Here is a 21,352-nt window from a genome sequence, read left to right as displayed (position 1 = left end):
AATCAAATGGTGTGGTATTCTCATATTTATTAAAAATAATTTTGTATTGAGGGTTGTTGGGTGGTTAATTACTTAAATAAAGGTTTACAGGATCGAAAAGACAAAATTCAGGATGCTGTAAATTATTTAAATCAAACAAAAGAACTATTTCAAAAGTTTGGCCAGCAAGAACTTACACATGTAATTAATAAATTTGATGATATTCACAAGTCACTAGACTCTGGTGAAGAGGTGAAATTAGTTGTTATAGGTGAATTTTCACGAGGAAAATCTACATTAGTAAATGCATTATTAAACATTTTATTATTGCGTTCAGCTCAAGAAGCAACAACAGCAATAAATACTTTTGTACGAAAGTTGCCTGAAGGAGTTAATCAACGATTTATTCGTATTCATTTTCAAGACGGTAATTCTCAAGATATTCAATGGCTAGAAAACGATAAAGAAATCCTGGAAAAATGGAGTACGGAATTAGATACTACACATGCTAGTGCTAGACAACAGCTTGACCGTATTGAGATTTTTACATCACATCCATTGCTTGATCAAGGTTTAGTACTCATTGATACACCAGGATTACAGTCTGTTATTGAATATCATGAAGGTATCACACGTAGAGCGATTGATGAGGCACACATTGCTATATGGGTGCAGAGTACGCAGCAATTGGGTGGTAATGCAACTGAGTGGAATTTTTTATCTAAGACTATTCGTAAGAATTTCAATAAATTCTTAACAGTTGTAAATATGTGGGATAGTGTATTAGAGCCTCAGGATCCTTTTGATCAACAAAAAACATTGGAGGAACGAGAAACTCAAAAGTATCAGCATGTAAAAAACAATTTTAAAAAAAATTTAGAGGATGTTTCTGAGAATGATCTTGAGATCATGACCAATAGTGATCATTTGATTGGGGTGAGTGCTGCATGGGCACTGTCTCAGGATGAAAATAAAAAAAGCCAATCAAATATTGATAAATTGTCGCAACGCATCAGTGAAATGCTATCAACTGGTGAAGCTTTAGACGAAATATATAAAAAACCATTGCATACACTTGTGACCGTCCAAAATGATTTAATCATTGCTATTAAAGATGAGCTTGAGCAACTTGAATCAAATCAAACTATTACAGAAAGGCAGCGAGAAAGCGAGAAGTTAGATTTAGAGATTAAAAATCTTCAACAAGAACTTAAAATGACCAATGATAATGCAAAAATAGAGCATGATCGGGTTGCCCAATACTTGATTTCTGATTTGAAGGAACAGCTAATTCTTCCTTTGACAGATTTAAAAAATGATATTGAAGTCCAAGTTAGTATTAAATATATCGAAAGCCAAATTAACCAAGGCAATAGTAATATTCAATTACCAAGCCAGCTTCAGCAGCAATATGAAAATGCTGTTGAAGACGTAAACAATGCAATGCAACAGCAAGGTAAGAATATAGATACGCAATTGTCAGACTTGCGTGTTGATTATGCAAAAGAATTAGAAAGTCATGCTGCACAATTAAAAAATAGTATATCTGGAATTAATTTTAGCCTTCCAAGTCTAGACTTAAGCTTTGATGTCGATTTTAGTGCAATAAATGATTATTTTTCAGAACAAACAAGATTAGAGCAAGAAATTTTAAAGAAAAGACAAGATATTGAAAAATTGGAAAACGACATTCTAAATAATCAAGCGAGCCCTATGGCTTTGGAAAATGCAAAAAATGCTTTATTGCGTGCGGAAAGAGGTCGCGCAAGTTTAGGTGGACGTCCACAAGCACAACAAATTACACGTACTAGAGAGGAGCCAAGTTGGGGTATTTTTGGCTGGTTGGGCTTTACCAAGCAAGTTAATTATGTTGATTATGATGATACAAATGTTTTGAGGTGGGAAAGAGAATATAGCGAGGCCCAAAAAGCAATCGCAAATAGGGAGAGTTTCCTGGAAAAAATACAGCGGGAAGAAGAAGAAAAGGGTCGTAAACGTATGAGCTCAGAACGCATTCAACAACGCTATGAGCAAGAAGTTGCAAAAGTGGAACGCCAAAGGAAACGTATTGAAGACCAAGTAAAAGCGAGCCGACAGCAGTTAATTGAAGATACTCATCAGCGCTTAATTCAAAATACATCGGGTGTATTGAATCGGTTCATACGTCAGTTACAAGAGCAGGTACAACCACATATACAACAAATATTTGATGAACAGTTAAAGTTGCTGAAAATGCAAGTAAAAGAACAGCTAGAAGAGCCATTAAATGCCAAATTGAAACAGCGTAAGCAGATTCAAGAACTGATTGAACAGGGGCAATCTAAAATAGATGCTCGTAAACAGGAGCTGTCAAAAGGTCTATCTGAAACACAGACTTTGGTCGTTATGACACAAGATGCCTTGGAAAGCGCATAAGTAAGGGTAAAGGAAATGAAGATGACAGAATGTGAAATTGTCAGAAATGTTATAGACGCGCTTCCAGAACAATATAAAAATACTGTAGAAGATGTATGGCAACAATTAAATCCACAAGAAAAGAGATTAAAGATGGCACTAGTAGGTGCATTTTCAGTGGGTAAAAGTAGTTTATTAAATGCTCTGTTAGGTGATCGTTGGCTTTACACAGCACAAGAAGAAGCAACAGCTTTACCTACATTAATTCAATATGCGGAAGAGAAAGAAATATCGCTTATAAACACTGATAAAAGTAGTGTAGAAATTGATTTTGAAACATTCAGTCATGTAACTGTGAATGCCCCTCATGATGCGCAGTATGTAATACTAAATTTACCTCAAAATTGGTTGAAAGACTTAATTATCGTTGATTTACCAGGTTTAGGCTCAGTCTCTGAACGGCATTATTCACATACAGTTGCACAAATTCAACAGGCGGATGTTATTTTATATGTTGTCGCACCACGCGGTGTTACAGTATCAGATATAGAGACTCTTAAGTTAATTCAATCATACGGTAAACATTTGCTTGTAGTGGTGAATCGTTGGGATGAAGTGCAACATGCATTAAGTTTGGGGGAGAAAACACCCGATCTGGATAAGTGGTTGAGACAAATCAAGGATAGAACTGGTTATAACGGTCCTTTAATTTGCACGCATCATAAAGGGCTCAATCACCATTTAATATTAGACTTTATCAAAGAAGCAAAAGAACAAAGTTTCACCATTCGAACCAAACGGTTTATCGCTGAGTTACATCCACAATTAGAAAATTTTTTGGGATACAACAAAGAACAGCAACAAGCTAATCAAATTCTAGATGAGCAACAGGCTCAAACATTGCATGAAAATCTTTTAGATAAGAAAAATAAACTTATAGAACTAAAAAAGGATTTATATCAACAGCAAAATGATTCACAAACTAATCTGCAAAAGCAATTTACAGATATGGTCAACGTTCATAGAAATAAATTAAAAATTGAATTGAGAACACTTCAAAATAATAAACCACAATGGGATGAATTTATTAATCAAGGTTCGCAGTTTGTACGTTTATTCGTTGCAGAAGTCATCAAAACTGTTCGAGAATTCATGCAGGAAATTGGAAAAGTAGAGTTGCCTGAAAGTACCTTGGTTGATCTAAATTTAAGGCTACCAGAATTAGCACCTGTCGATGAGCAAGATATGTTTCTAGCTATGACTCTAGAACAGTTAAAACAGCAGTTAGAGGTACAAAAACAAGCTATAGATCAGTCAGCATTAACTGAAGAAACAATATCAGAAGCAGAATTAAAACAACTAGAAGAACAGCTTTCAGATTTACAACGGTATAGACAGGGAATTTTAGAACAGCATATACCGAAAGTAGAACATCGAATTTATGATACATCGGGCTCAGAAATAGGGCGTACGATTGGAGAAACAATTGATTGGGCTTTATTTTTCCTGCCTGCCACTGCTTTATCAAAAGCAGGGAAGTTGGCTAAGCTGAGCGAAAAGACTGTAAAAACAGTACTTACAGTTCAGAAAAATGCAAAAATTGCAAAGGAAACAGTTGAGAAAATACCACCATCCGCTGCGGGTAATCTTCTTAACTTACTTTCAGTGGCGACATGGACTGAAAAAATAGGAGGATTATTCAATGATTCTTCTCAGATTATTTTGATGCCTGATCCTGATATTCAAGCAAAGGTGGATGCACAAGCACAGAAAATAACAGCTGATATCCAACAGTTAAATGATGATTTACAACGTAAGCAGGAACTCCTTTCTTTGCATACATTAGAAGGTTTGGCCTTAGATCAGAAAAAAAAGGAAATACAGCGTATCGAACAGCGAATTGTTGAGGCAGAAAATGAGTTGATAGATCAACAGAAAAAGGCTCAACAACAGCGTGAGCAGCAACAAATTAAAATTTTGCAAACATATTGTGAACGTGCATTACGACAATGGCTAACGCAATTTGATAGTCAAATACAGGGTATTGAAAAGTACATTGAACAATACCTAAAAAATTATTGGCAAAATATTATTGGTGCACAAGTAGATGTCAGAATGGAAGAGATGCAACAAATTGAACAACAGATTAATCAATTGCCAATAGATAAAAAACGAGTCCTTGATACATTATTGCAAGAAGAAATGCAGCTTCAATCCGCATTGTCTCAATTACATAAAGGAAGCTGTTAATGGACAATACGATCATTTTCACAAAAACTCAGTTAGTCATAGATAGTATGTTGCATTTCTCTGAAAAAATGGGAAATGGTCATGCACAGATTGAGGATGGAGTATTAACAGCACGTGTAGTTGGCGAGTATTCAGCAGGAAAAACACGCGTCATTCGTGAAATATTAGCCAATAAAATTCCTGAAAAATATCTGCCTATTAGTTCATTAGAAGCACAAACTAGACTCCAACTCGAAATTAGTTATGGTCAAACTGATGAGTTGTATTTGATTGAAAAAAGTGAAGATTATGATGAAGCAACCATCATTAAACAATTAGTACAATTTCCATCTCGCGCAGAAGTTATAAACTATTCACCAGAAGATTACCGTTTGCGGTTATTAATTGATGAACCTAAATTTATCCTAGCAAAAGGCGATGGTTATACAGAAGATAATCAACCGAAAAAACTATTCTTAATTGATACGCCTGGATGGAATTCAGGGGATGATGCGCTTGCTGAAAAAGATGCACATCAATATTTTGTGGGTGAGTATAATCTTGCAATTATCTATGTTTGTCATGCGAATCGTTTGGATGGTGAAATTAATAAAGCTAAGCTGGACAATTTTTTAGAAGCACTAGGTGATGCGATGTTTCTTACAGGCAAAGCACACTTGCATATTGTGATTACACATTGTCAGAAAGATAGCCAACAGCGACTATCTCAGCGTATGAAAGAGCGTGTATTGCAACAGTGGCAAGCACTATATTTTGAACCTCAACAATTAGAGCTAAAAATCAAAGCTTTAGACTTTGCCGAAATGTCTGAAAAGGATATTGAAGATTTTAGAACTTCTTTTTGGCAAGAATTATTAAATCCGATAGGTATAGAAAAGTTTGAGTTTGCTCAAAGTTATGCAGAACAAATTTTAAACTGGTCTGATAGTTGGGATATTCGCAAAACTATCTTTAAGCAAATTGAAAACATACGTAGGATGGAAAAGATTTTGAATTTAGCTTGTATAGATGGTCAGTTTATTCAAAATATGAACATGACACGTTTACTGGGCCTATCTCAAGAGAAAATAGCTGAACGTCTAACTGAAAGATGGTTAAGGCAGATTGAAGTACCTAATATAGAGGTACTCAAAGAGTTGCAAATGTATGCTCCATTATTCGAGGAGCATCCTTTGTATGAATGGTGGAATAAGTATTGGTTAGCCAACTTATCTATTATATCTGAAAATTTTAATAAATATATTGAAATCGTAGAAAATACCATTCGTTTGGTCACTCCAGACATTGATGATTTACAGTCATATTTATCAAAAAATATTTCCCCAGAATATTTTAAAATTGTAGGTTGTGTTTTTAACACATCATTTGATTTAGTGACACAAGTGATAGAGCAACAGATGTATTCATTAAGTCTAGAAAAATTTATTGCAACACTATTAAAACTGTCTGTATTACAGAGTCGTTATGAAGATCATTATCAACATCAAATGGCTAATTTAGGGTAAAACAATGGATAACCAAACAAAATTATTAGCAGATTTATTGGGTCAAAGTGAGTTCAGTTTGGTTGATCACTATTTGCGACTGCTCTCAAAAAACTATTGTGTTGAGCAAAGAGTGGAAATATTAAAGGAAAGATTAATTCAGACAGAAATTTTATTTAGTCAAGAAAAAAAACAGTATCAACAAGAGATTGATAAATTAAAACAAAAGTTTAATTCTCAAGAAAAAAAACATGCAGATAAAAGTATAGATAGAAAACTTTTAAGCAAAGATGAAGATTTAAATGATGATTTTCAGATATGTCTTATCCAAGCTCCTATATATCCAGATGATATTACTGATGGTATGTTGAATATTTGGCATACTGATGCTGGGAAATTTGTGTCAAAAATGGATGTTATTTGTGAAATTGAAACAGATACAGTGATTTTAGAGCTTGTTGCGCCAGACAATGGTTTTATAAAAAGAATCATTAAAAATGAAGGTGATATCGTTTCTTCTGGTGAAGGGATTGCAGAATTTGTTTCCACACAAGATCCCAAAATGGCGGTTGATTTAAATAATGAATTATCTAAAGGTGTATGGGTAGATCCAGAAACTAAACTGATGTGGGCAAGAATCAGTATAGGTCAAGAATGGGAAAATGGAGAATGTTCTGGTAATGCAAAAGAATTAACGCTAGGTGCTGCAAAAACAGCCTGTCAAGGTTTTAAATTGGCAGGTTTTGATGATTGGCGGTTACCCAATATTAATGAACTTAAATCGCTAATAGATGAAGGTAGCAAAAAATATCGATATGACCAAAACATCTTATTTAATCCACTTCTATCAACATCAGGATGGTATTGGTCATCAACGTATGTTGGTAATGATAAATATGCATATTTAAATTTATTTAATTTTCACTCTGGAGGAGATTTTTCTGGCAATTATCGTCATGTACGAGCTGTTCGAGGTCCAGTAAGGAATTAATACATGAAAAATCTATTAAATGATTTTTTTACTGGCGAAACAGAGCTAAATGCAATTGATCACTTTATGCAACTTATGGTGAAAACTAATAGTTTCAATCAACAAGTAGAGACTTTAGAAAAAAGGGTACAAGATTCTGAGTCGCAAATTTCTAAATTGCTATATGAAAACCAAATTACTCAAGAGTTAAATCAGAGATACAAATTAGAGATTGAGGTTTTAAATAAAAAGGTTAAAAAAGCAGAGAATCAAAAGACCAAAAATGATGAACTTTTATATGGTATTTGGACTGATTCACATACAGGCTTGATGTGGGCAAGAATTAGCATTGGTCAAGAGTGGAAAGATGGTAATTGCATTGGAGAGGCTCATGAAATGCAATGGAATAATGCAAAACAAGCCTGCAAAGAATTTAATTTAGGAAATTTTTCCAATTGGCGGTTACCAACTATTGAAGAACTTAAAACGCTAATGGTCTATAGCAATACTGGTTACAACTGTCCAAAGAGTACGTTATTTAAGCCTGCTGGAAACTCATGGGGAAAGTATTTTTCAGTAACTTACTTTGGGGTATGTTTTGATAAAGGTGGTATTGAGATATATGACGATGAGTTTGGTAATAACTGGTATGTTAGACCAGTTCGAAATGTAAAATAGTGTTTATTATGCCGAATAATACTTTATTTGATTTTTTTCAATCTAAAACTGAACTTAGTGCTATAGATCATTATTTCGCATTATTGGCAAAAAATACTTCTATTGAAAAACAAGCACTGTTTCTAGAAAAAAATAGTTTGAAAATGATAGAGCAATTAAAGAATGGTCATTTAGAACAACTTGAGCAACTAAATAAACGACATTTAGAAGAGGTACTTGAGTTAAAAAGGCAATTAGAGTTGAAAGAAAATAATACTCCATTTGGAAAAGAGGTACTAAAAACTCATCCAGTTAGTGTTTCTAACGCTTCAGAAGTCGACGAATTGAAAATAGGGGTGTGGAGTGATTCTACAACAGGATTAATGTGGGCAAGAATAAGTATTGGACAAGGGTGGGCAAATGGAACAGGACGTGGAGAAGCAAAATGGATCCATTGGAATAGCGCAGAAAGTCTCTGTAAAAAGTTAAGACTCGGTGGTTTTGATGATTGGAGATTACCCTCTATTGATGAATTGAAAACTTTAATGAAGATAAATCAGCCAGGATATAATTCTCCTCCAGGTATGCTTCTTGTTCCCAAAAATGAAAATTGGGGATGTTTTTGGTCATCTTCAACAATCACTACTACTATAGTAAATGGTATTGATTTTAATAAAGGTTGCTTAGTGAACTATAATCGTCTTCAGCAAGATGGCTATGTACGTGCGGTTCGTAATATAAAAAGTGTAGATCATGCAAAATAATTTATTATCTGATTTTTTCGTTTCACATACAGAACTCAGTGCAGTTGATCATTTTATGCAACTCATGGTAAAAACAAATACATTTGACAACAGATTGCAAATATTACAACAGCAGTTACAACAATCTGAAAAACTTCAATTGAAAGTAATTCAACAAAATAAGGAGCTTAATGACAACATTGTTGATTTGCAACAGTTGCAGGATAACTATCAAATAGAAATAAAAACCTTAAAAAAACAACTTCAGGAACAAGCAGCTAAACTTCCACTTTTAAATAATGAACTGCAAGAAGCTCAGCAGCTGCAAAAACAATCAGCTCAGCAGAACGAATTACTTTGTAAGAAAATTGCTGAGTTGGAACTTATAAAAAATAAAAATAATCAAGTGATAGAAAATCTAAAACAAAAGATTCAACTTCAGCCTGTTGAATATGAAGAAGTGGTAAGGAAAAAAATCATTCATCATGATGATGAAATGCAAGAAAGAAAAAAATTGCTTAGCTCCCCTAAGGAGTTATCTTATGGAGTATGGACCGATCCAGATACTGGTCTGATGTGGGCAAGAATTAGCATTGGTCAGATATGGCAAAATGGAAGATGTATTGGAGATGCAAAAAAATTAAGTTGGTTTGACGCTGAAGCAGAATGTAAGAAATTTAGACTTGGAGGATATAGTGGTTGGAGGCTGCCAAAGGCTGCGGAATTACAAACTTTGATGATGAATCAAAAAACAGGTTATAACTGTCCTGAGGATTTTTTATTGAAACCTGTAGAAAATGATTTCGGATTATATTGGTCTTCTAGTTCTGGAAGTAGTGGAAATAGCTATGCGAAAGATGTCAATTTTCAATCTGGAACGTCATATGATAGTTTTAAAAGTAAATGTTGTTATGTGAGAGCAGTCCGCTTAGCCTAACGTAAATATTATTTGGACTAATTGAAGAAAAAATATGTTAGACAAAGTAGTTCTGTTTGAACATATAGCTAAAGTTGAGCAGCAGCGCAAAACACTCACAATTGAGGATAAATTAAGTTTGCTGACTCAACACACTTCAAAGAGTACAAAAGGATTTTTAACGACTAAATCTAGCTTAATTCCACCTAAAGATTGGGATTTCCCTAGTAGAGATCAAGTTGAAATTGAGTATAGTAAACGACTGATTGGCATCATTATTGATGATTTAACTCCTGCATATATAGATTATGCTAAGAACTATTATTGGTATGAGCAGTGTTTAAGATTCTTGTTGAAATACTCTGAACAAGATATAACTCAAGATCATATAGTACGATACATAGAAAAGTTAAAACAATGTAAAAATAATTCTTTAAAAACAGAATTATTAAGAAAATTTCAGATATTAAATCCTTGTGTTTTTAATTCATTATCGTTGGTAAAAGATCTTCAAAATAATCAGTTATGGTCAGACGCAATTCAGGAGTATCAGTGGCTTTTGTTGCAAGATTATAAGTGTACTTCAGACGATCTTTTTGATTTTAGTGAATGCCTTCTCTCTAGAAATTCTCAATATGATGGTGAATGTACTGATGCTCAAATGGCGTTATCAATTTTAATAAATATATCTTCAAGTCAGCAACGTCTTGAGTCACTTATAAATCAATCAGTTACACTGATCTTGCCAAAAGAGATCATTGAAAAACGTGGTGAAGACATTCATCTTTTTTTTGAAATAGGTAGAGGTTTAAATAACTTTGGACATTCATTAGGTAGTACCTTTGGAGGAAGAGAGTCCGAGATTCCTTACATTGCGCATACTATTGATAGTGCACCTAAATTACTAAAAAATGGTGAAATTGCTCAAAATCTAGATAATGATAGGATATTACAATATTCATTAGATAAGATTTTTTCAAATATAGGTGTGCATGCCCCCATAGGAGCAGCTGTAGCTTCTTATTCAGTCGGTTTACTGTGGAATTACTCTCAAATAGATAAAAGTGTTCTAAACGCACTGACTTTTACATCCAAAGGCCAGCCTGAAAGTTTTTCGACTTTACAGGATATAGCAGAAAAAACTTTAGACAGTACAGGAGCAATAACTCGATTAAGTGGCTATATTGCTGAACAGCAAGTTGCCTATAACTTGGTACAAGAAGGTCATACAGTAGAATTTCCAACGACAGCCAATCAAGAAGGTTTTGATCTAGTTGTTGATGGTCAGGTTATGCAAGTTAAAAATACACTAAGTAGTGACTATGTGTTACAACATCTTGAAAAAAATCCAGACATACCGGTCATAGTCAATCAAGAGTTAGCTGAAACATTGAATGATCATCCCAATGTATTTGTAGATCAAGCGTTAAGTCATGAAAATGTGAATCAATCTATGTTAGAAAGCTTAGAATATATTCATCAATTTGATAGCATTTCAGATTTTTTACCCATACCATTTGTTGCTTTAGCTCTCGCTGCTTATCGTAATTACAATGATTTTGATTCAAAGCAAATTAATTCAAAAAAATACCTTGAAAATATTGGCAAGGAAACGGTAGCAATTACTGGTGGTGCTTTTGCTGGGAAAATGATATTTGGCACAATTGGTGGAATGGTAGCCGGGCCTGTAGGTATCGCATTAGTAGGTGGATTAGGTGCATATATTGGTGGGGTTGCAGGTTCAACAGTAGCAAATAAAATTACTCGTGAAAAATTATGTGACCAAAGAGATCATGTTGTATTTTTATTGATAGATTTTGCGAGATGGTTTAATGCAAAATTATTGAGTTATAGAGTTAATATAAACTCATCGAATTTTCAAATATTTAAACAAAAGTTAAGAGATAATAAACAAAGTTTAAGTTTGTCGATAACATTTATAGCTTACCAATATGAAGTGTACCTTCATGCATATTATTTGCATCAGTGGATCAATACTAAGTTAAATGGTAGCGAAAATGATCAGGTGCAAGCGGGTTGGGTGGCTTTACAACAAGCGGAGTATTTCTTATCAATTGAGTTAAGGCAAAAAATTGCTGAAATTAATTGTGAGTTGGAAAAATACAAACAGATTTTAAATTCTGAGAACCTAAATGAAATAGAAAATACTAGATAACAAATAGGAAATTAGGGTCTGTTGACATTTGCTGTTCAAAAAAATAGCGAGAAAGTAGAATTCAATTGTACTAGTTCAGACTTGATCGTACATTCTTCTTGAAAAAGAGAAAGTGAACCGTACCGGGTTTGTCGGAGATCAAGCTTTCTGAGAGAATGTCCCGATGAAAAAAGTAAAATATACCCCTGAAATCAGAGAAAGAGCGGTTCAATTATTGATTGAATCTGAAAAAGATTATCCATCGAATTGGGCTGCGATCACCGCTATTGCTCTCAAGATAGGTTGTACTCCTGAAACTCTACGTGTTTGGTATCAAAAATATTTAGATAAACAAAACCCAATTAAAGTACAGCAACTTTCAGATCAAGAACGTATTAAACAACTCGAACGTGAAAATAAAGAACTGCAACGTGCTAACGAAATTCTACGTAAAGCAGCCGCTTTTTTCGCCCAGGCGGAGCTCGACCGCCCACACAAATAATGGTAGATTTCATCCATAACAATAAGGCGTTATATGGTGTTGAGGCGATTTGCAGGATTTTACCGATCGCGGCTTCTACCTATTATCGAACACTAGATTTCGTTGAAAACCCAGAACATCGAGCAAAGCGAGATCTACATGATTTGCATCATGCTGAACAAATTAAACGAATTTGGAAGGAAAGTTCAGGTCGATATGGTGTGCGTAAAGTTTGGCAAAAATTGAAACGTGAAGGCTATGTTATTGCTCGCTGTACAGTTGCTCGATTGATGCAAAAACTAGGTATACAAGGTGTTTGGCGTGGTAAGAATAAACAAACTACCCGTAGCCGAGAGGATCAAAAACGAGCAGATGACTTGGTGAAACGCAATTTTAGTGCTGCTCATCCTGACCCTTGCGAAGCAATGCTTCTCAGGTCGCTGACTTCACGTATATTCAAACTCATTCAGGCTGGGTCTATACCGCCTTTATTATTGATGTGTTCTCGCGAGCAATTGTTGGATGGAAAGTATCAACACGGATGAATACAGATATGGTGCTCGATGCACTGGAGCAAGCATTGCATGATCGAGGCATGCCAAAGAACGTGATTCATCATATAAGGAGCACTGCTCCGCAAGAGGCGTGCAATATCTTTCCATTCGTTATACCAATCGTTTAGAAGCAGCAAATTTACGAGCATCAGTCGGTACGACCGGTGATTCATACGATAATGCTTTGGCTGAAACGGTGAATGGCTTATACAAAACAGAGGTGATTGAATATTTAAAAGCGGATTGGCAAGGTTTAGCGGATGTACAACTTGCGACACTAAACTGGGTAGATTGGTTCAATAAAAAGCGTGTACACAGTGCACTGGGTTATGTATCACCTTTTGAGTTTGAAGCAATGTACTATGATAAGATTAACCCGTTAGGTCAGGTGGCCTAACTTAAATAAAAAAGTCTCCGACAAACCCGGTACGGTTCATTTTCTAAAATATCCCTTCTTTATCCTAGACATAGTAAAGAAGAGATATTCATATTAAGTTATTTGATATAATTTTCTAATTGTAATTTATAAAAATACTATGGGGTATGCAGTGAGTTTTTTGACAATAGCAGAATTTTTACAAAGTTATTATGTCATACCGGTTGCAATGGTGATTTTTGTCACCTTTGTAATGTATTTTTTTGTCAAACAATATTGGTTTCCTGCCAAGAGATTAGCGCAGAATTTTGATGAAATTATTCAAAAATTGAAAGAAGATCAGCAGTCACATACAGCTAAACATGTGCTTGACGAAATTTTTTCAGAAGATGGCGAACTGAAACATGCTTGGGAGAATTATAAGAACTCTCTGCATGATATTCGTGAAGAAGTCGATGGTGAGTCAAAAATTATTGCCTCCCGATCAACTGTTTCAAGCGATGCTTTTTTTTCTCAAATCGCGATTATTGATACACCACTGAAAGTTGATTTCTATAAACACATTCCGGGCATTATTACCGGTGTTGGTATTATTGCTACCTTTGTTGGATTGCTATTTGGTTTGCTAGCTTTTGATCCAGCTGGTGATCCATCCAAAGTCCAAAACAGTCTTGCCTTACTTTTAGGGGGTGTTGGTGAGGCATTTATGGCATCTGGGCTTGCGATCTGTATTGCAATGTTTATTACTTGGAAAGAAAAGTATTGGCTAAGAGAATGCTATGCAAAGCTCGAGAAACTGACTAGCGTCATTGATTTGAAATTTGAACCTGATGAAACAGGTGAAGAGTATCTCGCACAACTTTTAAAATCTAGTCAAGCGAATGAAACCAATGCACGTCAATTAAAAGACAGTTTGGTCAATGATTTAAAAGTCATGATGACAAACTTAGTCGAGGAAAATAAAAAGAATCAACTCGCATTTGCGAGTCAACTCACCGAGAGTTATGCCAAAACAAGTCAGGATATGGCGACGCAAATTGGTCAATCCATTACAGATACTTTGCAAGCACCATTGGATAAGATTGCATCAAGTGTACAACAGGTCAGTGGAGATCAGGGTAGTCGGGTACAAGAGTTAATTACCGATGTTTTAACAGGGTTTATGTCCAAACTGGAATCTACTTTTGGTGCACAGATGCAGGGCATGGGCGAGATGATGACTCAATCTGTATCTGCGATGAAAGAAATGCAATTGGGGTTTAGTCAGCTTATTACAGATATGAAACTCAATAGTGAAAGTGCATCGGAAAATTTGCAAATGCAGATCACCAAAATGATTGAAGATATTCAGGCGAAGCAAAACGCGATGTCTGAGCAAATGAATCAAATGGTGGAACATTTATCGCAAGGTGCTGAAAAAATTGGTGAGCAGGGACAATATGCAATTGAGCAGTTAAATGGCAAGGTATCTGAGTTACTTGGTGATATGGGGGGCACCATGTCGAATGTAATGGCAGATATTGCAAGACAACGTATGGAACAAGACCAATTGGCTGCCAATAACCAACAAAAATTGCATGAGCAATCCTCAGCGTTGATTGATCACTTAGGCACAGAAATTAAAGAATTGATTGTGCATAGCCAACAGGCTGTAAATGCATATAAAGATAATATGGATAAACTGACACAAGTGACCACAGAAAGTATTTCAGGAATGAATACTGGTGCTGAAAAAATGCGTCTTGCTGCAGATCAATTTAATACGGCAGGTTCATCGTTAACCACGGTTACAGATAAAACATCACAGTTGATTTCAGATGTCACAACAACATCCACCCATTTGACAAGCGCAAGTAGCAATCTGATTTCCTTGCTCGGTGATTATAAAAACTCACAAGACAGTGTGAATAAGGCAATCGCGACACTTGAAGGGCTTATTCAACAAGCACAGACAGAAGTTGGTATGAGTAGCAAAATGCTTGAAGATATGAATCACATGACTTCTGCATTAAATCAAGTGAAGAAAGAAATGCAGGATTATCTTGATCAAATTGGCGACGTGATGGAGAAAAGTTTTCAAAGCTTTGGTAACTCCGTCGAAACAAGCCTTAATCACACCTTGGGCGTATATGACAATGCTCTTGATCAAGCCGTTAAACGTTTATCAACAGGTATAGAAGGTTTAAGTGGTTTCGTTGAAGATCTTGAAGAACTTGTTACTCAGAAGAAACATTAATATTGGAGTACTTAAGTCATGTTTGGTAATCGGTACTCTAATACCTCACGATCTAAAGATGAAGGTGAAAAGCCATTTTGGATTTCTTTTGCCGATCTGATGACGGCTTTAATGACCTTGTTTCTTGTGGTTATGGCTGTGTCTTTAATGATTGTGACCAAGAAAATTAATGAAGCGACGCAAGCAGAAGATCAGCGTAATGCGGATATTTTAAATATTTGTCAAAATATTCAGAACAGTGCACGTTTAAAAGATGCTGGCATTGAAGTGGACTGTAAAAACAACCGTATCAATTTTGGGGAAGCAGGACGTTTTGCACATAATGACTATCGTTTAAATGAGGTGGGGCGCAATCGTCTCAATACCATCGTGCCCATTATCCTTGAGGAAGCGAATAATCCTTTAGGTGAGAAATGGTTCAAACAAATTGTGATCGAGGGTTTTACTGATACGGATGGTTCTTATTTATACAATCTTAATTTAAGTTTAAGACGTTCAGAATGGGTGATGTGTAGCTTACTTGATCCAAAGTTTAGTTCAGGTTTGTCTTTAACTGAACAGGAAAAACAGCAAGTGAAACAGCTTTTTTTAGCAGGTGGTGTTTCATTTAACTCAGCAAAGGACAGTAAAGAAGCCTCGCGGCGTGTGGAATTAAGAATGCAGTTTTATGGCTTAAAAGAAAAGGAAAACGCTGAACCACAACCACATTTCGTCTCATCTCCTGTTGAAACTTGTCAGTTGGCGAGGTGATGCGATGACAATAGAACGTTTGCAACGTCGGTTAGAACAAAGTTTAAGCCTGCTTTTTCCAAAAGAAACCACATATAGTAAGTTTGTTCAACCTGTACGTTTAACGAAAACCTTACAGGTATTGGAACGAAAATTTGATGATCTTGAAAATTCAATTCCATTAGATGTCAAAATATTCAAAACGATTTCGAAACTTGAGCATTCAGGATTTGAACAATTTACTCGAAGAGATTGGAAGAATTTAGCTTGGGCATTAAGTAAGGTTTTGCCGGATACCCAAGAAAAACTTATTTTTAATGATATTGGCAAACGTATAGTTCAGCATTTTAATCAGGCAGAACAGAGCATCATTAACTTGGTTTATTTTCCATTATTGTATAGTTATTTTGCTTTAGCCAAAGACGATATTGCAGCGAAGCCAGCGGTTTGGTTGACATTGCGAGATATATTGAATCGTCATAAGTCGAATGTTTATAAAAGTACGCAACGTCCAAAACAATGGATGACAACTTTAATTGATCATGCTGACATTTTATCTGATACACCAACCAAAGCATTTGTGAAACAATTCTTGCAAGACGATGATAAGAGTGGGATTCAGGATGAACTCGAAAGTCTAAGAATTGCACCAAATAGTTGGTTTTGGGATGATTTAATAAAATCTTCTATTCAGTCCATTCGACAGATGAATGAAAAAGACTATTTTAAATTTATTGCACCTTTCATTAAGTTATCAGAGCAGAATAGCTTATATAGTCGAGATATTCTGGCGGCGTTGTTAGAGCGTTATGCAAAAACATCTGAACGTGACAAGGTACATGAAACACTCAAGCAGATGGCATTAGATCAATGGGGGAATCCACAATATGATTCTTCTGCGGGTTGGAATAATGTCAATCCTGATACGAAACGTATGGTGGTTCAATGGTTTGTCAAAGCCGACTTAGAAGCGTTCTTTAAATTATTTAGTCGAACTGCGGATGTAAACCGATTTAATTATTGGATGAAGTTTATTGATAAGATTAGTTTCTCACAGATTTTTCTTGGACCTGGTGCACTAAATTCACAGCAAGCCTCACATAGAAAATTCAGAGAAATGAATCGTGGGCGGTTGAAAGAATTAATTGGCTCAACGCAGACAAACAATGCTTTTTTATTAAAAATTGATAATGTATATGTAATTGATTTTTCAGATACTGGTAATGCTTGTTATGTTGTTAATAAATTACCTTATAGAGAAGGAAATAGACGAATTCATGTCGATGAAATAAAGCCTTGGCCTAATTTATTAAAATTAAATCATATATCTGGTTGGGAACGTCGGTTTGATGAAAAACTAGCTGAAATTGGGATTTATCATCGTAAGCCTCAAAACAATTACTATTCTTCAAGATAAGAAACGTTCATAAGGGATATTTTATGAAATTAGCATTTTGGAAAAGAAAGAAGTCAGCTGAGGTTGTTGAAGAGCACGTGCCACAAGCACCAACACAGTGCTTAACCTACAATGACTTAGGTATTACGTATCCGTCTTTACAAAATGCTATGACGGACGCAGATTTCTATTGGCAAAGTCTTGAAGAAGAAGCTTTAGCATATTTGACGGATGAGGGCTATGTCTTACCTTGGGAAGAACTATACCAGATCTTGAATGATGAAGATCATGCAAGTGTGATTCATTTATTATATTTACCTAGACAAGCCAATGTACGTCCGATCATTAAAAGTGAAGGTGGTTTAAGTGATTCAACTTTTAAAATTATCTTGGATGGTTGGCTGAATGAACAAAATATTAAACTCAAAAATCAGCCTGAGCGTATTGGTGCCATCTTAATAATAGATGGTCAAGAATACTTGTTGAATGAACAAAATTTTAAAGTTGTAGAGCAATTAAAAGAATTTTCCAGAATACAAAACAAACATAAAGCATTAAATCAAAAATATTGGGCCAAAATTAGAAATTTGGCACATAAAGCCAATGCCAATTTAGATGATTTTTTAAGAAAAACCATTGTATTGGCACCTGAAAAGTTACAGTTAAATTTAAGAAAAAATCTGATTAGCCAAGAAGCGGTAGTCGAAGTACAGCCGGTATTTGATGAAGCCCCAAATGATTGGTTAACAACGTTTGATCAATATCAGCAAGTTCAGGATCAGTACAGTATTAGTTTACCAGATGGTGGCATTGCTCATGTGGTGATTGAGCCCGAGGTAAAACATGTACTGCAAGAAATTAAAAAAATGCCCAATCGGCGTGTGGCAGGTGAGCAAGCTCAGGCATTTTTACATAATCCATTTGCACAATTGGGTGAAGATGCCCTAGATGTGGTGACACCTGAAAGTTTTGAAGCAGCCAAACAACAAGCTGAAATTTATAGCTACACTTTAAGTGTTCACAAAAATTACAATGAATTAAATCTCTATACCTCGGCAACGCTCAACTTACTAGAAAATTCTGAAAGAGAGACAAACCCAATTGTCTTAGCGCTGAGTAATCTAGAACAAAGCGCATATTTCATTCAAGCATATGAACGAAATACGCCATTTTTTGTATGGGCGGGCTATGAAATTGAACGTACAAGTGTTTTAGACCAAGAGATAAGAACACTCAAGCAAGACTTAGAGACTATCCAAAAATATCAGGATGCAGCACAAGCACAGCAAGTTTTGGATTTATCGAACTATAGTGATCGAGTCATTGGCATTGGTGAAGCACCAAAGCTTAATTCAGAATTTATTCAGAGAAACAGTGGAGAATCAGGTTGGTTACCACAGCATTTAATTGAGCTATATGATCAGACTGATACTGATGCTCAACTAGATGACATGGTTACTGCACTTGAAAAATGTATTCAAGTTGCAGAACAGGATGGTTTAACAGAAGTGGCGTTGCCACATGCGGATCAAAAGTTGTCAATTGAGCAAAGCAAACAACTTTTAGAAGAACTACGTCAAAAACATCATGCACTGAATAACAAAGAAGTGAGGCAAGAAGAAAATTCTGCTCAGAAAAAAAAGAGAGATACGCTCTTAATTGCTAACAACATTGATGAGGCTGAGTATAGTAAACAACGTGCAGCACAACTTGCATTTGATCGAAACAATTTTCCTGCACCAAGATTGCCAACAAGTTTTAGGCAAAGCGAATTTAGTTTAAAACAGCATCAACGTTATGGTGTTGCGTGGCTACAGCATCTGCATCAATATGCGCCTGAAGAGGTCAGTGGATGTCTATTGGCGGATGATATGGGTTTAGGTAAAACCTTACAGCTGTTATGTTTTATTGGCGAATATTTGGAAAATGCCAAAAATAAAAAGCCTGTACTCGTGGTTGCACCTGTTTCATTACTTGAAAACTGGGAAGCAGAAGCGAATCGTTTTTTTAGTCGCCAATTCCCTAAAATTTTAAGCTTATATGGCGATCACCTCAAAACAAGAAAAATTCCTAAACATTTGATATCCGCCCAGTTGCGTGAAAATCATGGTATTACGCATCTGTTAGAAGAAGACTGGCGTGGTGATGCAGAGATTGTGTTAACCACTTATGAAACCTTACGTGATTTAGAATTCTCTTTGGCACGGGAAGACTGGGGAATCATGGTGTGTGATGAAGCACAAAAAATTAAAGTCCCAACCTCAATGGTGACTAAAGCGGCTAAAGCACAAAAAGCGGATTTTAAAATTGCTTGTACCGGTACACCCGTGGAAAACTCTTTGACAGATTTATGGTGTTTATTCGATTTTATTCAGGAAAACTTACTTGGTCCGTTAAATGAGTTTGGGAAAAAATATCGTAGACCGATAGAAGATGCTGAAGTCAGTGATGAGAAAGTCTTAAATGAGCTGAGAGCATTGATTGATCCTCAAGTCCTAAGACGAATGAAAAATGAGGTGGCTGATTTACCACCTAAAACTGAAGTAAATAGTTGTAAAAAAATTCATATTTCTAACTTACAAAGAAAATTATATGCCGATGTGGCTCAACATTTTCATAAGTTGTCGGCCGAGGGAAATCGTGGTGCCATGCTAAGTAGCTTACACAAATTGAGAATGATTTGTGCACATCCTTTAGCAGAAGATCCAATGGCAACACTCAAAGATTCACCAAAAGTAGATTGGTTGTTCAATACCCTGCAGATGATTCAGCAAAGGAATGAAAAGGCCATTATTTTTACGGAGTTTAGAGAAATCCAAGTATTTCTGAAGCGCGTTTTAATGGAACGTTTTGGCTTAAATGTAACGACTGTAAATGGGGATACTAATACAAGCAGTAAAAGTGGGTTAACTAGACAAAATTTAATTGATAAGTTTCAAGAAAAGCCAGGATTTAATGTAATTCTTCTTTCTACTACAGCAGTAGGGTTCGGGGTAAATATCCAAGCGGCAAATCATGTTATTCATTATACACGTAGCTGGAATCCTGCTAAAGAAGATCAAGCAACTGACCGCGCTTATCGTATCGGTCAGCAGAAAGAAGTTTATGTGTATTATCCAACGATCTCTGCACCTGATTGGGAGGAATTAGAAACTTTTGAAGTGAAATTGGATAGACTTTTAGGGAGTAAACGCGTACTTGCAACAGATATGCTTCAACCGAAAACGGATGTGAGTAAAGAGTTAATGCAATTAATAGACTAGTATGATTGTTTAAAATATCAGAGTTGCTAATAACCTAATATTTTCCCTATCATCATTCTGAAAAAATAATAGGGAATTTTTAGATTCCTAAAATTAATTGATATGGTTTAAACCCCTCTAGCACAGCTTCAGCAACCAACTGAATGAAAGGCTCGGTTTTTCCATAAGCCATCCACTGATCTAGAGCTTCATAGTAGGCTAGGCGATTTTCGACTGTAATAACGCAAGGCGGATATCCAGCTTTGAGTAACTCAAGGTTCATCAAAAGACGCGATGTACGCCCATTGCCATCAATAAATGGATGAATACCTACAAAATCCGCATGTACTTTAGCAGCACGTTCAATAGGATGTAGCGTATGTGCTTCCGAATTATACCAATCCACGAGCTGAGCCATCTTGTCATTCAATAATGTATAGTCGGGTGGAGTAGTCGTTGCACCTGAAATCAATACATTTTGCTGGCGATAGCGTCCCGCTTTCTCTTCATCAATATTTTTTAGAATGAGTTGGTGGATATTTCGAATCTGCCATTCAGAAAAAGGCTCTTCTTTGCGAATAATGTCTTCAACATAGTAGATAGCATTTCTATGGTTGATTGCCTCGAAATGTTCTCGTAATGCTTTTCCGCCAACAGTTATGCAGAGATGGATCCGGAAATTTGAACAACTCCTATAAGTGATACTCTGCTCCTCAAATGATGTTATAAACATCAATATATGGAGTATTTTATGGCACGTAGACCAAGAAGAAATCATTCAAACGACTTT

At 35.6% G+C, this 21,352-nt stretch carries 12 protein-coding genes, 2 pseudogenes and 1 other annotated feature; of the genes and pseudogenes, 13 read left to right on the top strand and 1 reads right to left on the bottom strand.

Translation table 11 applies throughout. The features are described from left to right. Positions 1-60 precede the first annotated feature (60 nt). The 13 genes and pseudogenes from FTU64_RS03215 (at position 61) to FTU64_RS03155 (ending at position 20,583) form a co-directional block, all read left to right on the top strand. A complete protein-coding gene (locus FTU64_RS03215; RefSeq protein WP_180059210.1) occupies positions 61-2,394 on the top strand; it encodes a dynamin family protein in 2,334 nt (777 codons plus the stop codon). Positions 2,395-2,415: 21 nt separating this feature from the next. Continuing rightward, on the top strand, positions 2,416-4,623 hold the full coding sequence (locus tag FTU64_RS03210) for a dynamin family protein (RefSeq protein ID WP_180059209.1): 2,208 nt from the start codon (positions 2,416-2,418) through the stop codon (positions 4,621-4,623). After that, positions 4,623-6,128 carry a dynamin family protein gene (locus FTU64_RS03205; RefSeq protein ID WP_180059208.1) on the top strand — a complete coding sequence of 502 codons (1,506 nt, stop codon included), beginning with the start codon at positions 4,623-4,625 and terminating at the stop codon, positions 6,126-6,128. Before FTU64_RS03210 ends, FTU64_RS03205 begins: the two co-directional genes overlap by 1 nt. A gap of 4 nt (positions 6,129-6,132) precedes the next feature. Continuing rightward, entirely contained in the window at positions 6,133-7,098 is a 966-nt protein-coding gene (locus FTU64_RS03200) for a DUF1566 domain-containing protein (RefSeq protein ID WP_180059207.1), read from the top strand. 3 nt (positions 7,099-7,101) lie between these two features. Continuing rightward, positions 7,102-7,755, top strand: coding sequence for a DUF1566 domain-containing protein (locus FTU64_RS03195; RefSeq protein WP_180059206.1), 654 nt, complete (start codon positions 7,102-7,104; stop codon positions 7,753-7,755). 8 nt (positions 7,756-7,763) lie between these two features. Next, complete coding sequence (locus FTU64_RS03190; RefSeq protein WP_180059205.1) at positions 7,764-8,498, top strand: DUF1566 domain-containing protein; 735 nt, start codon at positions 7,764-7,766, stop codon at positions 8,496-8,498. After that, on the top strand, positions 8,488-9,414 hold the full coding sequence (locus FTU64_RS03185; RefSeq protein ID WP_180059204.1) for a DUF1566 domain-containing protein: 927 nt from the start codon (positions 8,488-8,490) through the stop codon (positions 9,412-9,414). The genes FTU64_RS03190 and FTU64_RS03185 overlap by 11 nt, the downstream gene beginning before the upstream one ends. A 34-nt stretch (positions 9,415-9,448) precedes the next feature. After that, positions 9,449-11,569 (top strand): glycine zipper family protein, encoded by a 2,121-nt coding sequence (locus tag FTU64_RS03180; RefSeq protein WP_180059203.1) that lies wholly within the window; start codon positions 9,449-9,451, stop codon positions 11,567-11,569. Positions 11,570-11,732: 163 nt separating this feature from the next. Next, positions 11,733-12,980 (top strand): annotated as a pseudogene (locus tag FTU64_RS03175) (IS3 family transposase). Continuing rightward, positions 12,008-12,124 (top strand) — a sequence feature (AL1L pseudoknot). (Overlaps the previous pseudogene by 117 nt.) A 151-nt stretch (positions 12,981-13,131) precedes the next feature. Further along, positions 13,132-15,195, top strand: coding sequence for an anti-phage ZorAB system protein ZorA (gene zorA / locus FTU64_RS03170; RefSeq protein WP_373886565.1), 2,064 nt, complete (start codon positions 13,132-13,134; stop codon positions 15,193-15,195). An 18-nt stretch (positions 15,196-15,213) separates the two neighbouring features. Further along, entirely contained in the window at positions 15,214-15,945 is a 732-nt protein-coding gene (gene zorB1, locus FTU64_RS03165) for a type I Zorya anti-phage system protein ZorB1 (protein ID WP_000467885.1), read from the top strand. Between the two features lie 4 nt (positions 15,946-15,949). Next, complete coding sequence (locus FTU64_RS03160; protein WP_180059201.1) at positions 15,950-17,341, top strand: EH signature domain-containing protein; 1,392 nt, start codon at positions 15,950-15,952, stop codon at positions 17,339-17,341. Positions 17,342-17,364: 23 nt separating this feature from the next. Continuing rightward, positions 17,365-20,583 (top strand): DEAD/DEAH box helicase, encoded by a 3,219-nt coding sequence (locus FTU64_RS03155; RefSeq protein WP_180059200.1) that lies wholly within the window; start codon positions 17,365-17,367, stop codon positions 20,581-20,583. A gap of 79 nt (positions 20,584-20,662) precedes the next feature. On the opposite strand, the pseudogene FTU64_RS03150 reads toward FTU64_RS03155, so the two are convergent. After that, positions 20,663-21,223 (bottom strand): annotated as a pseudogene (locus tag FTU64_RS03150) (Fic family protein); the annotation flags it as partial. Positions 21,224-21,352 lie beyond the last annotated feature (129 nt).

This window comes from Acinetobacter sp. YH12128, from assembly GCF_013418655.1.
Taxonomy (GTDB): domain Bacteria; phylum Pseudomonadota; class Gammaproteobacteria; order Pseudomonadales; family Moraxellaceae; genus Acinetobacter; species Acinetobacter amyesii.
Note: the sequence above shows the minus strand (reverse complement) of the source record. Positions and strands in the feature narration are given on the sequence as shown.